Below are 15,550 nucleotides of genomic sequence, written 5' to 3'. Positions count from 1 at the left end.
AAGCACCATGAAGATGATTTCCCAACCGTTGTTGTGCGGTCTTACCGGCGGTGTCGTGCTGTTGCTCGGCGCCTGCAGTGGCAACCAGAATGATCCGGCCGAATCGCCGCGTAGCGCAAAGCATGCGCCGGTTGCCGCCGAAGCCGCATCGATCCAGGCGCCGATCCGCCCCGTTCCGATGATGACGCGCATGGCCATGCCGATAGCTGGAGACCATCGGTATGCGCCAGTTGCACAGGCCAGCCGTGAGCAGTACCAACGTCTTGCCGCCAATCCCGTGCAGTCGGTTGCCGAAGCTCCGGTATCGACGTTCAGCATCGACGTGGACACCGGCAGTTACGCCAACGTACGGCGTTTCCTGAATCAGGGCCGTCTGCCTCCGGCTGAGGCGGTGCGGCTGGAGGAACTGGTCAACTACTTTCCCTACGCCTATCCCATACCCAGCGGCAGCGTGCCGTTCGGCGTCGGTACCGAACTGGCGGTGACCCCCTGGAACGCGGAAAGCCGACTGTTGCGCATCGCCATCAAGGCATCCGACATGCAGGTTGCCCAGTTGCCAGCCGCCAATCTGGTGTTTCTGGTCGACGTGTCCGGCTCAATGGATCGGCCGGAAGGCCTGCCGCTGGTGCAAAGCACGCTGAAACTGCTGGTCGACCAGTTACGTCCCCAGGATCGCGTCTCGCTGGTGGTCTATGCCGGTGATTCCAGTGTCGTACTGGAGCCGACGGCAGGATCGCAGAAGGCGCGTATCCGTGCGGCTATCGAGCAATTGCAGGCCGGCGGTTCTACGGCGGGTGAGTCGGGCATTCAGCTCGCCTACCAACAGGCGCAGAAAGGGTTCATCAGCAACGGCATCAACCGCATCCTGCTGGCCACCGATGGTGACTTCAATGTCGGTGTCAGCGATTTCGAGAGCCTCAAGGCGCTCGCCGCAGACAAGCGCAAAACCGGTATTTCGCTGACCACTCTGGGCTTCGGCATGGGCAATTACAACGAGCAACTGATGGAGCAGTTGGCCGATGCCGGCGATGGCAACTACGCCTACATCGACAACCTGCGTGAGGCGCGCAAGGTGCTGGTCGAGCAACTCAGCTCGACGCTGGCCACGGTGGCGCGGGATGTGAAGATTCAGGTCGAATTCAATCCTGCCCAGGTCAGTGAGTACCGCTTGCTCGGCTACGAGAATCGCGCCCTGCAGCGCGAGGATTTCAGTAACGACAAGGTCGACGCTGGCGACATCGGCGCCGGGCACAGCGTGACCGCGCTCTACGAGATAGTGCCGGTAGGCAATCGCGGCTGGCTGGAGCCGTTGCGTTATGGCAAGGCGCAAGCGGATGCACCCGGGCAAGGTGAGCTGGCCTGGCTGCGTATCCGTTACAAGGCGCCCGAACAGAACGACAGCCGTTTGCTGGAGACCGCGATCCAGACGTCGACCTCCATCGTGCCGATCGCCAAGGCCAGTGAAGACCTGCGCTTCGCTGCCTCTGTAGCTGCTTTCGCCCAGCAACTGAGTGGTAGCCGCTACACCGGTGATTTCGATTGGGCCGCTACGGTGGCGCTGGCACGAGGCAGTCGGGGCGATGACCCGTTCGGCCTGCGCAGCGAGTTCGTGCAACTGGTGGAACTGGCGCAAAGCCTGCAAACTGGCGACTCCCGTGCCACCGGAGTCGAGTGAGTGTGACTGCCAATCCCCCAACTACCGCCGGGCCCAGCGATGCCGAGTTGCTGCGTCGCTATCGGGCTGGCGACGCCGTTGCCTTCACCCAGCTCTACGAGCGGCATCGGCTCGGCCTGTTTCGTTTTCTGCTTGGTTTGTGCAGCGACCACGCCTTGGCCGAAGAGGTGTTCCAGGATACCTGGATGAGCCTGATCCGCAGCGAGTCGCTGCAACGCGAGGCGGTGCTGTTCAAAACCTGGCTGTATCAGATCGCCCGCAATCGCCTGATCGACCACTGGCGCAAGCATGGCAAGCGTCAGCAGTACGAGGACGTGTTCGACGAGCAGTTGCATGATCGGCCCAGCGCTGAGCCCGATCCTGAGCGCCAGCTCAGTCTGAGCCAGGATCAGACGCGGATCCAGGCGGCGCTCGATAACCTGCCGGCGGAGCAGCGGGAGGTCTTTCTGTTGCGTGCCCATGCCGATCTGGAGCTGCACGAGATTGCCGAGCTGACTCACACGCCGGCAGAAACGGTAAAAAGCCGCCTGCGCTACGCGATGCAGAAATTGCGTCGGTTGCTTAGCGTGGCCGAAGAGGTATCACCATGAACGATCATCCGCACGATCTCGAGCGAGACGACGAGTATCTGCTGCGGCACGTGCGTGAGCACAAGCGCGAGCAACCATCGGCGGCGCTGGATGCCCGTATTCTGGCGGCTGCAACTGAGGCTGCGGCGGCGCGTAGGCCCCAGACGGAGAGTGCCTGGCAGCGGCTGCAGAACTGGCTGGCTGGCGCTTCCGGGCGTGGGCGCTGGTCGGCAGCCTTCGGGTGCCTTGCCGTGCTTGGGCTGGGGCTTGGCCTGAGCCTGAAAACCCTGGAGCGGGTGCCACCAAGTTATGACGCGCCACCCGCGGCCATGACGCGCCAGGCGCCGGCACCGATGGCGTTGCACTCCCCCCAGGAGGCCATGCCGAGCTCTGCGATGGCCGAAGCTGCCGAAGCGCCGAAGATCGTCGCGCGCATGGCCGCCAAGACGGCGCCGCTGCACAATGAGGTTGTGGAGGCCCTGCGCGAAATCGCCGATCTACGTGCGCGAGGTGAGGGCGAAGAGGCTGAACAGCGGGTTGAGCGTTTGCAGACGCAATATCCGGATCTGGATATCGAGTCCGAGTTGCGGCGTTTGCCCGGGCCCTGAGCCGATGCTGGTGATCGACAGGCGGTGCTGCCATTCGGGCAGCCCCGCTGGCGTTATTTTTCAGCCGTTTTAGAATGCGCCTTTAGAGGTGCCCTTTAGCCGCAATTGCGTGAGCTGCCCCGATCATGATGCGTTACCTACTGCCAATACTTTTCGCGTTTCTGTTGAGCGCCTGTGGCTCCGATGAGCGGGGCGGGGATGTGCCGCGCAAGAACAGTGAGCCGGCAGTGGTAACCCGTGAGCCCGCCAACCCGGTCGAGCCGCCTGCCAAGGCGCCCGCGCCCGTCGAGGAGAGCGCACCGAAATCGCAGCCGCCGGTACCGCGAAAGGCAGCACCTGATAAGGCGGTAGAGCGTGCCAAGGCGGAGAAGAAACCGCAGAAGGTGGTACAGGCGCCGCCCAAGACCAAGCTGGATCTGAGCCTGCCGCCGGAGTTGGCCGCTAAGCTCGAGGCCGAAGACCAGGCGGCCAAAGATGGCCTGGCACCAATCCTGCCGTCGTTCTTCGAGGAGAAGAAACCCTCGCTCAACCCTTTCCAGCTCAGCGGCAAGCTGATCACTGGGGAGACCGGCGATGACTATTGGGATTCGATCGAAGGCGCCGAGCTGCAATTCGAATTCCGACGTTAAGGGTGAATACCGCTCCTGGTTGAGGCGCGAGCCGCCGTCCTGACGTTTTAATCTCCACTTTCCATGAATCCATGGCCTTCCAGGATGTTCAGGCAATCCGCAGCGGATAGCTCAACATGGTGAAGTGCAGCAGATTGACCAGGCCGTGCAGAGCAATGGCGACACTCAGTCGCCCGGTTAGGTGGAAGGCCAGGCCGTAGCCGATCCCGGCGACGGTCGCCACTACCGCGAACCATGGACTGAACGGAATGTGTGCGGCACCGAACAGCAGGGCGCCGCAGAGAATCCCCGGCCAGGTGCCGAGCCACTCGACCAGGCGCGGTTGCAGCAGGCCACGGAACAGCAATTCCTCTGCCAGCACGGCTACGCCCAGATTGATGACCAGCCAGGGCCAGAGCATCTCTGGCCACTTCGGTTGCCAGGCCACGACTCCCAGTAGCAGTGCCAGGCCGGGCACCGCGATCAGTGTCAGGGCGAACACCGGTACGGCCAGTATCGACGTGTCTGTCGGTCTTGGGGATTGCCCAAGCCACCAGGCGAGCAGGGCGCAGCCCACCAGTAGCTTGTCCCACGACAGCCGCAGAAGGTAGGGCGGCGCGTCGGCGCTGATCCGCTCGGGCGCCACAAGTACCCAAGGCTCGAAGCCGGGCAGCCGATGCGCCGCCAGCAGCAGGCTGGCGACTATGACCAGGCCGTACCAAAGCCATGCGGGCAACCGTATCGGAGCGAGCACTAGAGCGATGAACAGGCAGGCGACGAGCAACCCCATAGGCTCAATGAAACCCAGGGCCACGCCAGCGGCGAGGGGGAAGAGAGGCAGCAGCAGTCGGGGAGGTAAGGGCATTGCGCCTCCTGAGCAGGGCACCTCTAAAAACTACCTACGTTGTCATCGCTGCGTTAAAAACAGGCTCGTGTGCGAGTCCAATCAAAATGCTCATTTACAACTCGTAAACTGCGCTTTCTCGCCTGTTTTTGCCTTGCGCTGACTGCCTCGCCGACGTTTTTAGACGTGCCCAACAGAGGCGCAGTTTACAGCGCTTGGGAGCGATCAGCGATCTTGAGCGTCCTTGGCATCCTGCTCGATATTGCGCTCGTGGATGCGTTTCAACTGTTCTTCGCTCAGCGGCAGTTTCTTCGCCGTATCACGCAGCATGAACAGGCCGCCGACGATGGAGCCGATCGCCACAATCAGGATCAACCAGGCATACCAGGGCATGTGCGACTCCTTCTATGGATAGGTGAGACTTCACGCGATCAGTGTCGATCGTCTCTGAACGGAAGACCGTTTGTCGGTTGCCTTGGTTCAGGTTAAAGCCGGGCAGAACCTGCCACTTCCTAGCGGCGTACCTGCTTCAGGGTTTCGGCAATCATGAAGGCCAGCTCCAGAGACTGATCGGCATTCATCCGCGGGTCGCAGTGGGTGTGGTAGCGATCCGAGAGGCCGTCTTCGGTGATCGGTTTGGCGCCGCCGATGCATTCGGTGACGTCCTGACCGGTCATTTCGATATGGATACCGCCCGCGTAGCTGCCCTCGGCATGATGCACGGCGAAGAACTGCCGGACTTCGGCAAGAATCTGCGCGAAATCGCGGGTCTTGTAACCGCTCGACGCCTTGATGGTGTTGCCGTGCATGGGGTCGCTGCTCCACAGCACATTGCGACCTTCGCGCTGTACGGTGCGGATCAGTCGCGGCAGGCCGGCTTCGACCTTGTCGGCCCCCATGCGCACGATCAGATTGAGGCGGCCCGGATCGTTGTCCGGGTTGAGGATGTCGATCAGGCGGATCAGATCCTCGTCGGTCATGCTCGGGCCGACCTTCACGCCGATGGGGTTGCCTACCCCGCGCAGGAACTCGACATGGGCGCCGTCCACCTGGCGGGTGCGGTCACCGATCCACAGCATGTGTGCCGAGCAGTCGTAGAAACCACCGGTGAGGCTGTCACGCCGCACGAAGGCTTCTTCATAGTTGAGCAACAAGGCTTCGTGGGCGGTGAAGAAGCTGGTCTCGCGAACCTGAGCGGCGCCGTCCATGCCGCAGGCACGCATGAATGCCAGGGTTTCGTCGATGCGGTCGGCCAACTGGTGGTACTTCTGCGCCAGTGCCGAATTGGCGATGAAGTCCAGGTTCCACTGATGCACCTGATGCAGATCGGCGAAACCACCCTGGGCGAAGGCACGCAGCAGATTCAGCGAGGCGGTCGACTGGTGATAGGCCTGCAACAGACGTTGCGGGTCGGGCGCACGACTGGCCGGATCGAAGCCGATGCCGTTGACGATATCGCCGCGGTAGGCGGGCAGGGTGATGCCGTCGATGGTCTCGTCATTGGCAGAACGCGGTTTGGCGAACTGCCCGGCCATGCGCCCGACCTTCACCACCGGGCAGCCGGCCGCGAAGGTCATGACGATGGCCATTTGCAGCAGCACCTTGAAGGTATCGCGGATCTTCGCGGCGCTGAACTCGGCGAAGCTTTCCGCACAGTCGCCGCCCTGCAGCAGGAACGCTCGGCCCTGGGTGACCTCGGCGAACTGCTTGCGCAGCTCCCGCGCTTCACCGGCGAACACCAGCGGCGGAAAACCGGCCAGGGTCTGCTCGACCTGGCTCAGCCGCGCGGAATCCGGGTAGAGAGGTTGTTGCTGGATCGGCTTGCTTCTCCAGCTATCGGGGCTCCAGGGCTGACTCATGGCGACATCTCTTATTGATGATCGGCCATGGTAACCGATCACCGTGCGCACCAAGGCATACCTGTTGCGGTATTGCCGGGCATTTAGCGCGTGACCTGAGTGCGTTGCATCATCGACAATCGGCACCAGCCCGGCCTGAGCCGGGGACGCGATGGTGGAGAATCTGCGCATGCCTGGCTTGCCTCCGGTGGAGGAAATGAAGGACGAAGTGGTACTGGCCGAGGTGCACGATGCCTTCGGCGTGATCCGCGTGGTGGAAATCGGCGAATACCGTTTTCTCGAGTTTGGTGAGTCGATCGAGCAGAGCTGCGTGTTCACCGAGGATCCGAGCTGGCTGGAATACGACTACACCCGCGCCATGTTCGCTGGCGCGCTGTGTCACGAAGCGCCGGAGACGGCGTTGTTCCTTGGCCTCGGCGCCGGCAACCTGACCCAGGCCTGCCTGAAATTCCTGCCGCTCGAGGATGTCGAGACCATCGAGCTGCGCCCCGACGTGCCGCGTCTGGCCATGGAATACCTGGGTCTGGAAGACGACCCGCGACTGACCGTGCGCATCGGCGACGCCATGGAGCTGCTGCCCAGCGCAGAAACCGCGGATCTGATCTTCGTCGACCTCTATACCGATACCGGCCCTGGCGTCGGCCATCTGGCCTGGCGCTTTCTCGATGATTGCCGCGCCAAGCTCAATCCGGGCGGCTGGCTGATCATCAATCAGTGGGCCGGTGACGATGGCAAGCCCCTGGGCGCGGCGCTGTTGCGCGGGCTCTATCACCGTCATTACTGGGAGTGCCCGGTGGTGGAGGGCAACGTGGTGGTGCTGGTGCCCGCCGAGCTGGATCAGCAGTTCGACCGCGAGGCGGTGAGCCGCCGCGCCGCAGCCTTGCAGGCGCGGCTCGGTTATTCGCTGCAGCCGTTGATCGATGCCGTACGCATGGCCAGCTGAGGCCGGAATTAACCGGCATCTGCAATGTCTTTCCTAGGGGCTACGGTGGAGCATCGACAGCCCCGAGACCATTCAGACGGAGCAATGCCATGAGCGAGCAAGATCTTCCCGCGGTGTATCGAGCCTATATCGACTGCCTGAATCGTCAGGATTGGCCGAGCCTGGGAGATTTCGTTCACGACGATGCGATCCACAATGGTCGGCGTCTGGGTCTGTCCGGTTACCGCGAGATGCTCGAGCGGGACTTTCACGAAATTCCCGATCTGCGCTTCAACATCCTCTTGCTGACCTGCGAAGAGTCGATGATCGCCAGCCGCCTGGATTTTCACTGCTCGCCGAAAGGCCGGTTTCTCGACCTGCCGGTGAATGGCCGCAAGGTTTCCTTCAGCGAGAACGTGTTCTACGCGTTCCGCGCCGGCAAGATCGCTGAAGTCTGGTCGGTGGTCGACAAGGCAGCGATCGAGGCGCAACTGACGAGCAGAGCCTGACCGATCGATCAGGCAGCCGGCAGAACCGCGGCACAACGCCGCGGGTGGGCTGTCATATGGCAGTTCGATGGTTTTTTTGTTTGAAAAACCGTACATGCACCTGGATATTCCGGTATAGTGCGCGCCGGCCAATTCATGGCCACGTTCAAGTAGTGCAACTCGCCCGGAAGCTATTTTCGGCAGCCAGTCCGCCAAGCGGGCTATCTTGACGATTCATTTTTCACCACGTTTTCGCAAATCCCCGCCGACCAGGCTGCCAGGGTGACCCACAAGGTCCTACATGGCATGCGCAGCTTTGGAACATGGGTCTTTGCGGATGCACTAGAGGCAGACCCATGACCCAGGAAATCGGCGGCTTCGCCGCACTCGGACTTCACCCCAATATTCTCGCTGCGCTGATCGCCGTCGGCTACGAAGAGCCTTCGCCCATCCAGTCCCAGGCCATTCCAGTGATTCTCGCTGGCCAGGACATGATCGGCCAGGCCCAGACCGGTACCGGCAAGACCGCAGCGTTCGCCCTGCCGATCCTGTCGAAGATCGATCCGGCCAAGCGTGAGCCTCAGGCGCTGATTCTCGCGCCGACCCGCGAGCTGGCCCTGCAGGTGGCCACCGCCTTCGAAACCTATTCCAAGCAGATGCCCGGTCTCAATGTGGTCGCCGTCTACGGCGGTGCGCCGATGGGCCCGCAGCTGAAAGCCATTCGCCAGGGCGCACAGGTTATCGTCGCCACCCCAGGCCGTCTGGTCGACCACCTGCGTCGCGACGAGAAAGTACTGTCGACCATCCAGTACCTGGTACTCGACGAAGCCGACGAAATGCTCAAGCTGGGCTTCATGGATGACCTCGAGGTGATCTTCGAAGCCATGCCGGCCAGCCGCCAGAGCGTGCTGTTCTCCGCGACTCTGCCGCACTCGATCCGCGCCATCGCCGAAAAGCACCTGCGCGATCCGCAGCACGTCAAGATCGCGGCCAAGACCCAGACTGTCTCGCGTATCGAACAGGCGCATCTGATGATCCATGCCGATCAGAAGACCAACGCCGTACTGCGTTTGCTGGAAGTCGAAGAGTTCGACGCACTGATCGCCTTCGTACGTACCAAGCAAGCGACCCTGGATCTGGCCGCTGCGCTGGAAGCCAAGGGCTACAAGGCTGCTGCGCTGAACGGTGACATCGCCCAGAACCAGCGCGAGCGCGTGATCGAGTCGCTCAAGGATGGCCGTCTGGACATCGTCGTCGCCACCGACGTCGCTGCCCGTGGTATCGACGTACCGCGCATCACCCACGTATTCAACGTCGACATGCCGTACGACCCGGAGTCTTACGTGCACCGTATCGGCCGTACCGGCCGTGCCGGTCGCGAAGGTCGTGCGCTGCTGCTGGTAACGCCGCGTGAGCGTCGCATGCTGCAGGTGATCGAGCGCGTTACCGGGCAGAAGGTCGGTGAGGTCAAGCTGCCCAACGCCCAGCAGGTTCTGGATGCACGCATCAAGAAGCTGACCAACAGCCTGGCGCCACTGGTTGCCGATGCCGAAGCCAGCCACGGTGAGCTGCTCGACCGCCTGACCGCCGATATCGGCTGCACCCCGCGTGCCCTGGCTGCTGCGCTGCTGAAAAAGGCTACCAATGGTCAGCCTCTGGATCTGGCCAGCGTCGAGCGTGAGCAGCCACTGGTGCCGGGCGCTGGTGGCGCTCCGCGTGAGCGCCGTGATGGCGAGCGCAGCGGTGAGCGTTCCTCCGAGCGTGGCGAACTGCGTGAGCGCCGTGCGCCGATGCCGCTGGGCGAAGGCCGCGCACGTTGCCGTACCGCGCTGGGCGCGCGTGATGGCATCGCTGCCAAGAACCTGCTGGGTGCCATCCTCAACGAAGGTGGTCTGGCTCGTGAGGCCATCGGCCGCATCCAGATCCGCGAGAGCTTCAGCCTGGTGGAACTGCCGGAAGAAGGCCTCGAGCGCCTGCTGAGCAAGCTCAAGGACACTCGTGTTGCCGGCAAGCCGCTGAAGCTGCGCCGTTATCGCGAAGACTGATCCGCGATGTTGTAACACTCGGGGGAGCCATTGGCTCCCCCGAGTCGTTCTGGGGGCCTTGAGCAATTGCTTGCTGTACCTCAGGAAGCGGTAACAGATTCTATTTAGGTACCACCACTGGTGCCACACGGTCATCTTGCTTTCAAGGTGATAAAGCGTGTCCTCTGAGCTTGCATGCTCACCTCCAGTCATTGACGTGGGTAATGCCAGATGTGGTCGGCTCATCGTGGAGCGAAGTGCGGCAGCCTCAACTGGCATCTGAGCAAGGCGTGTGGCTGATCCGAGCGAGCTAGCGCTCATCTTCGGTATTCGCTGGATCAACACACCTTACCCTCAGCGGTAAAAGTGGTGTCAGATCAGGTCGCGGTCAGCCACTCCTGGGCGCTACGCATTTTCGGGAAACAACAAGACCGATTATAAGTTCAAAGATTAATTTTCGTGCGCTCAATAGGGTGTACGATCACCTGTGCCCACAAGAACCTACCCCCCCATGCCCACGGAAAGCGAAGAAGGCAGCAAGATCGCGCTTTCGCTGGCGCACCGTGTTGGCCAGGGTGCTGACCACGCCCGGGTCGCCGATGCGATTGTTGCAACGCTGCAAGCCATCGACACCGCTTTAGCGCCGATCATTGGCCGCAAAGGCGTTACGGCACTATTTCGTCGTAGTCTTCATCTCTGTGAGCCTAGCTATCCAGATATTGTTGACGCTCTAGGCAGCGTGTCGGATCAGACGGATTACTCACGCCTCATCTCCCTTATCGAGACGCGCACTCAGGAGGAGGCCCTGCTTTTTGGCGAGCAACTGCTGAGGACGCTCTACCAATTGCTGACCACGCTGATTGGCGTATCGCTCACCGCTCGTTTGCTCGATGCAGTGTTTGACGCTCCGCTAAGTGCCCTCCAAGCGCAGGGTACTTCCCGATGACCACCAAAGTGACAATCAACCATTTGGCCACTGGTGTTCCAGGGCTGGATGAAATGCTCGGCGGCGGTCTTCCTCAAGGCTATTTCTTGCTTGTCGCAGGCCCATCAGGCTCAGGCAGGAGTATTCTGGCGGCGGCGTTTTTAGCCCAGGGTGTCAGCGAAGGCGAGACCGGGGTCATTGCCGTGTTCGAGCAACGCCCAAATTATTCACAGAGCGCAGCGCTGGCGCAGTTGATTGAAAATGGAACAGTCGGGCTGGTGGATTGCCGCGCGTCTGATCTGTCCATCGACGAAATCGTCCAGTTGCTCCTCAAGGACGTCCGTCGCAAGAAAGCGACACGGGTGGTTATCGACTCACTGTCTGGTTTTGAGCTGGCACTGGCACCGACGTTTCGCGAATCCCTTTCAAGGATGGTCACCGCACTGACCCATGCCGGTGTCACTGTATTGATGACCTCCGAACTGGAAGACCGCTACACCGACCTGCGCTTCAGCCCTTACGGTGCCGCCTTCCTGACCGACGCCATCGTTGTTCAGCGCTACATCGAAGTTCGGAGCCGTCTGCTGCGAATCATGGCCGTTGTCAACGTGCGCGCGAGCCTTCATTGCGACGAGCTGCGTCTCTACCGCATCACCGACGAGGGCATACTGATCGGCGACATGCTGGATGACCAGGAAGGCCTGCTCGGGGGTAGTTCTACAAGGCTGCATGTTGAAGCGCCCCGCCCGGGCGGGGGTCAAGCGTGAGAAGTCATGGCTGACATCAAGAGCCAAAATGAACGGGCATTGGCAAAAACCGCCAGCGAACTCTTGATGCTTGGAGAGCAAACACTGGAAGCGCGAGCTGTATTAGCTGCGCTTCAACGTACGCTTGTCGAAACCCAGGATCGTGTCAGTGATCGCCAGCAGGTGGCGCTTTTGGTAGAAGCCAATCAGCAATTGGTCATGACGATCCTTTCCGCGCAGTCGGACGCTGATTTAGTCCACAAGACCGAATCGGCGCACTACTACCCACAGCTCCGCGACGCTAATGAGCAGCTGATTGTAGCTGCCTTGAGCGCACAGAATCTTCAGGCGCTGGCGGAGCGCGCTCTAGGGCAGGAGCGCAAAATCCTTGCTGTGGTTGCTCACGAACTACGCAATCCGCTGACCCCCATCAATTTGATCGCCGGCAAGATGGCCCGCGCAACGCCTGAAGAGCTGCCGCGTCTTCAGGCGCTGATAGAAGGTCAGGTTGATCAACTTACCCGTCTGGTAGACGACTTGCTAGATGTCTCCAGAGCAAGCACCGGCAAGCTGCGTATGGATCTTCTCGTCGTTGATCTGGTGCCACTCATCCAGACAGTGATTGAGGCCAGCCTGCCGATGTTGCGAGCGCGCCAGATTGAGTTCACCAGCCACCTGCCTGACGGCCCCTTGAACGTGCTTGGCGATTCGCTGCGACTCGTACAGATTGTGGCCAATATCCTGAACAACGCGATTAAGTACACCCCCAAAAAAGGGGCAGTTTCACTGGGCTTGAGGGTGGAGGATGATGTTCTGCTGCTCAGCATCGCTGACAACGGGATAGGCATCTCGGCACAAGTGCTGCCAGACATCTTCGACGCATTCGTTCAGGATGCAAATGCCACGAGTTTCGACAATGTTGGGCTGGGCATCGGCCTGACCGTTGTGCGCGAGCTGGTAGAAGCACATGGCGGCACAGTTATCGGTATGAGCGATGGGGTGGGGCTGGGCAGTACGTTTATCGTGACGTTGCGGCTTGTAGCTGATTTGGATCTAGCTATCTAGACAGATTTTCTGCAGGGACTGAGGTTGCATCGATCCTTGCCCGTTTAGACACGCAAGGTGTGTCCGGCGAACGGTTACCCTAGGACGATCCCCTCCGCAGCTCTACAATCGGCCGTCCCTGTTTGTGTGATGTGCTTAATGTCTACTTGTCTCGTCTACTCCTTGCCCTATCAGGCCGATCCCGCGGTTTATTTCGAGCGGGTGCGCCAGGCGCCGGGTGTCGTGTTGCTGGATGCCGGCCGGCCGGCTGCCTCACGTGGGCGCTATGACCTGCTCAGCGCCTGGCCACTGGTGACCCTGAGCCCGCAGGAGGACGAGTCAGGCGCGGGCTTCTTCGCACGCCTGCGTGAGGGGCTGTCCGCTTTGGGCGAGGCCGAACTGCCGGCAGGTTTCGAACTGCCCTTCGCGGGCGGTTTGCTGGGCTATCTTGGCTACGACTTCGGTCGTCGTATCGAGACGCTACCCGAGCAGGCCAGGGATGATCTCGGTCTGGGTGATGCGACCTTCGGCCTGTATGCCTGGGCATTGATCAGCGACCACCAGGTGCAAACCAGCCAACTGGTGTTTCATCCGTCACTTGCCGGCAGCGAACAGGCACGGTTGCTCGAGCTTTTCCAGCGTTCTGCCTCAGGAGCGTCGGAGAACCCGCCATTCGCCTTGCTCGAGCCATTTCAGGCCGATATCGAGGCGGATCAATACGCCGATGCCATCGCACGCATTCATGCCTATATCGCTTCGGGTGACTGCTATCAGGTCAACTTCGCCCAGCGTTTTCGCGCGCCCTATCAGGGCGAGCCCTGGCAGGCTTACCGTGCCCTGCGTCAGGCCTGCCCGACGCCGTTCTCCGGCTACCTGACGCTACCAGGTGGTGGCGCGGTGCTGAGCCTGTCGCCGGAGCGGTTTATCCGGGTCAGCCGTGGCCAGGTGGAAACGCGACCGATCAAGGGTACCCAGCCACGCGGGCGCAACGAGCAGGAGGATGCGAACAATGCGCGCACCTTGCTCGAAAGCCCCAAGGATCGCGCCGAAAACCTGATGATCGTCGACTTGCTGCGTAACGACCTGGGGCGCAGCTGCAGCATTGGCTCGGTGCGCGTGCCGGAGCTGTTCGCGCTGGAGAGCTACCCGAACGTGCATCACCTGGTCAGCGCGGTAACGGGTGAGCTGGCCGCCGACAAGGATGCGCTGGATCTGCTGTTGGGGGCCTTTCCAGGTGGCTCCATCACCGGGGCACCGAAGATCCGTGCGATGCAGATCATCGATGAGCTCGAGCCGACGCGGCGTGGCCTGTATTGCGGTTCGCTGCTGTACCTGGACGTACGTGGCGAGATGGACAGTTCCATCGCCATCCGTAGCCTGCTGGCCAAGGACGGCATGATCAGTTGCTGGGGCGGAGGCGGCATTGTCGCCGACTCCGTCTGGCAGACCGAGTACCAGGAGTCGATAACCAAGGTGCAGGTACTGCTCAGCACCCTGGAACAGTCTTGTCTTCAGGCAAAACTGTAGATGTCCATGCCCAGTGCGCCCAGGGTGAAACCCTGGTGTTCGATACGGCAGGCACCGCCCGCGCCGCGGGCGAAGAACAGCGGTAGCAGGTGCTCTTCGCTGGGGTGATTCTGCCGCGCGTGGGGCGCCTGGCGGCGGTAGTCGAGCAGGGCATCCAGCTCATCGCGTTGCAGCCTGTCGACCATCCAGTCGCGGAATTCGGCGGCCCAGGGCGCGGCGTTTCCCGGCTCGGCGTGGAAATCCAGTTCGCGCAGGTTGTGGGTGATGCTGCCGGAGCCGAGCAGCAGGACATTCTGCTCGCGCAGCCCCGCCAGTGCCTGGCCGACCTGCAATTGCAGGGCTGCGCCGTGGTGGCTGGGCAAGGAGACTTGCACCACTGGAATGTCCGCTTGCGGATACATCAGCGACAGTGGCACCCAGCTGCCATGATCGAATGGTCGGCGCTCATCGGCACGGGCGGGCAGGCCGGCATCTTTCAGGCGCTGCAGGATGTCCTGTGCCAGTTGCGGGCTGCCGGGCGCCGGGTATTGCATCTGATAGAGTTCAGGGGGAAAGCCGCCGAAGTCGTGCCAGGTCTGCGGCTGGGCCGCGCTCATCACCAGCAGCTCGGCGCTTTCCCAGTGCGCCGACACCACTACGATGGCGCGTGGTTTCGGCAGCTCTGCCGCAAGGCGGGTGAGGGCCACGCCGCTGGCGCCCGGTTGCAAGGCGAGCATGGGTGAACCATGGGAAATGAACAGGCTGGGTAACATGATGACCTCCTGAAGGTAGGTGGATGATCTATCAGGTAAGCTGGACGAACAACGGCTATTTGATGATGTTTTTGATCTGTTTTTTTGATTACTCCTGGGAGGCATCATGCAGGAAGCGTTCTGGCAAACGCGTTGGCAGCGTAACCAAATCGGTTTTCACGCCGAGAAGGTCAATGTATTCCTGCAACGCCACTGGCCGACGCTGGCGGCACCGGCTGGCGCTCGGGTGCTGGTACCGCTTTGCGGCAAAAGCCTGGATATCACCTGGCTGGCCGAGCGCGGGCATCGGGTGATCGGCGTGGAGCTGACGCAGACGGCCGTAGAGGCATTTTTCAGCGAGCGGGGACTGGAGGCGGACGTTAGCCAGGAAGGTGCGTTCAGGGTTTACCGACATGGACGGATCGAACTGTACTGTGGCGATTTCTTCGCACTCGATGCCAGGCAGCTCGAGGGTTGTGCGCTGTTCTACGACCGCGCGGCCCTGATCGCCTTGCCGCCCGCGATGCGCGAGCGTTATGTCCGGCACCTGCAGCACATACTGCCGGCTGGTAGCCAGGGCTTGCTGGTGACACTGGACTACGATCAGGCCTTGATGGAAGGGCCACCGTTTTCCGTCAGCGATGCAGAGGTGCGCAGCTGGCCCAGCAATGTCTGGGAGAGCGAACTGCTGGAGAGCCAGGACGCGCTGGAAGAACGATTCAGGGCGCGGGGCCTCGCTCGCATGGACGAGCGTGCCTATCGGCTGCGGCTGCTTTGATGAATGGTGGAACACAAAAAAGGCGACCTTGCGGTCGCCTTTTTCGTTTCACGATGACTCCAGCATCGCATTTCGCTGGACTACGCCACCACCCGATACAGCAGGTTTATCAACGGGTCAGGTGAGTTCAACCTATGTCGGTGCTTTTCGAAACTTGACCCGGCTTTCCCGCTGATAGCTCCCATCAGACCCTTGGAAATCG

15 protein-coding genes and 1 pseudogene are annotated in these 15,550 nt (G+C 61.4%); 12 read left to right on the top strand and 4 right to left on the bottom strand.

Annotated elements, in window-relative coordinates:
• Positions 1 to 7 precede the first annotated feature (7 nt).
• The 4 genes from DNK06_RS12840 (at position 8) to DNK06_RS12825 (ending at position 3,481) form a co-directional block, all read left to right on the top strand.
• On the top strand, positions 8 to 1,675 hold the full coding sequence (locus DNK06_RS12840; protein WP_131180403.1) for a vWA domain-containing protein: 1,668 nt from the start codon (positions 8 to 10) through the stop codon (positions 1,673 to 1,675).
• Positions 1,676 to 1,677: 2 nt separating this feature from the next.
• A complete protein-coding gene (locus DNK06_RS12835) occupies positions 1,678 to 2,265 on the top strand; it encodes an RNA polymerase sigma factor (RefSeq protein ID WP_131180402.1) in 588 nt (195 codons plus the stop codon).
• A complete protein-coding gene (locus DNK06_RS12830; RefSeq protein ID WP_131180401.1) occupies positions 2,262 to 2,852 on the top strand; it encodes a hypothetical protein in 591 nt (196 codons plus the stop codon). Before DNK06_RS12835 ends, DNK06_RS12830 begins: the two co-directional genes overlap by 4 nt.
• Positions 2,853 to 2,977: 125 nt before the next feature.
• Complete coding sequence (locus DNK06_RS12825) at positions 2,978 to 3,481, top strand: putative periplasmic lipoprotein (protein WP_242674663.1); 504 nt, start codon at positions 2,978 to 2,980, stop codon at positions 3,479 to 3,481.
• 88 nt (positions 3,482 to 3,569) lie between these two features.
• Here the strand turns inward: DNK06_RS12825 and DNK06_RS12820 are convergent, their stop codons facing one another.
• The 3 genes from DNK06_RS12820 to DNK06_RS12810 all read right to left on the bottom strand — a co-directional run bounded on the left by DNK06_RS12820 (position 3,570) and on the right by DNK06_RS12810 (position 6,163).
• Positions 3,570 to 4,325, bottom strand: coding sequence for a CPBP family intramembrane glutamic endopeptidase (locus tag DNK06_RS12820; protein ID WP_131180400.1), 756 nt, complete (start codon positions 4,323 to 4,325; stop codon positions 3,570 to 3,572).
• Between the two features lie 204 nt (positions 4,326 to 4,529).
• Positions 4,530 to 4,697 (bottom strand): DUF2897 family protein, encoded by a 168-nt coding sequence (locus tag DNK06_RS12815; protein ID WP_131180399.1) that lies wholly within the window; start codon positions 4,695 to 4,697, stop codon positions 4,530 to 4,532.
• Positions 4,698 to 4,816: 119 nt separating this feature from the next.
• Positions 4,817 to 6,163, bottom strand: a complete 1,347-nt coding sequence (locus DNK06_RS12810; protein WP_131180398.1) for a class II 3-deoxy-7-phosphoheptulonate synthase — start codon at positions 6,161 to 6,163, stop codon at positions 4,817 to 4,819.
• A gap of 169 nt (positions 6,164 to 6,332) precedes the next feature.
• Here DNK06_RS12810 and DNK06_RS12805 point away from each other — a divergent pair, with 169 nt between their 5' ends.
• From DNK06_RS12805 to pabB, 7 genes and pseudogenes are all read left to right on the top strand, one after another.
• Positions 6,333 to 7,106 carry a spermidine synthase gene (locus DNK06_RS12805; RefSeq protein ID WP_131180397.1) on the top strand — a complete coding sequence of 258 codons (774 nt, stop codon included), beginning with the start codon at positions 6,333 to 6,335 and terminating at the stop codon, positions 7,104 to 7,106.
• Positions 7,107 to 7,195: 89 nt separating this feature from the next.
• Entirely contained in the window at positions 7,196 to 7,594 is a 399-nt protein-coding gene (locus DNK06_RS12800) for an ester cyclase (protein ID WP_131180396.1), read from the top strand.
• A gap of 335 nt (positions 7,595 to 7,929) precedes the next feature.
• On the top strand, positions 7,930 to 9,618 hold the full coding sequence (locus DNK06_RS12795; protein ID WP_131180395.1) for a DEAD/DEAH box helicase: 1,689 nt from the start codon (positions 7,930 to 7,932) through the stop codon (positions 9,616 to 9,618).
• A gap of 490 nt (positions 9,619 to 10,108) precedes the next feature.
• Positions 10,109 to 10,543 carry a hypothetical protein gene (locus DNK06_RS12790; RefSeq protein ID WP_242674662.1) on the top strand — a complete coding sequence of 145 codons (435 nt, stop codon included), beginning with the start codon at positions 10,109 to 10,111 and terminating at the stop codon, positions 10,541 to 10,543.
• A gap of 23 nt (positions 10,544 to 10,566) precedes the next feature.
• Positions 10,567 to 11,289, top strand: a pseudogene (locus tag DNK06_RS12785) (RAD55 family ATPase); the annotation flags it as partial.
• Positions 11,290 to 11,295: 6 nt separating this feature from the next.
• Entirely contained in the window at positions 11,296 to 12,333 is a 1,038-nt protein-coding gene (locus DNK06_RS12780) for a sensor histidine kinase (protein WP_131180394.1), read from the top strand.
• 138 nt (positions 12,334 to 12,471) lie between these two features.
• Complete coding sequence (gene pabB, locus DNK06_RS12775) at positions 12,472 to 13,839, top strand: aminodeoxychorismate synthase component I (protein WP_131180393.1); 1,368 nt, start codon at positions 12,472 to 12,474, stop codon at positions 13,837 to 13,839.
• Here pabB and DNK06_RS12770 read toward each other — a convergent pair.
• The gene (locus DNK06_RS12770; protein ID WP_131180392.1) at positions 13,824 to 14,591 is read right to left on the bottom strand and encodes a DODA-type extradiol aromatic ring-opening family dioxygenase; all 768 of its coding nucleotides are present in this window, start codon (positions 14,589 to 14,591) and stop codon (positions 13,824 to 13,826) included. The genes pabB and DNK06_RS12770 overlap by 16 nt on opposite strands.
• Positions 14,592 to 14,697: 106 nt before the next feature.
• Here DNK06_RS12770 and DNK06_RS12765 point away from each other — a divergent pair, with 106 nt between their 5' ends.
• Entirely contained in the window at positions 14,698 to 15,348 is a 651-nt protein-coding gene (locus DNK06_RS12765; protein ID WP_131180391.1) for a thiopurine S-methyltransferase, read from the top strand.
• The last annotated feature ends 202 nt before the right edge of the window (positions 15,349 to 15,550 follow it).

Source organism: Phytopseudomonas daroniae (genome assembly GCF_004327285.1).
In the GTDB taxonomy this organism is placed as follows: domain Bacteria; phylum Pseudomonadota; class Gammaproteobacteria; order Pseudomonadales; family Pseudomonadaceae; genus Aquipseudomonas; species Aquipseudomonas daroniae.
This window is presented reverse-complemented; position numbering and strand designations above follow the sequence as displayed.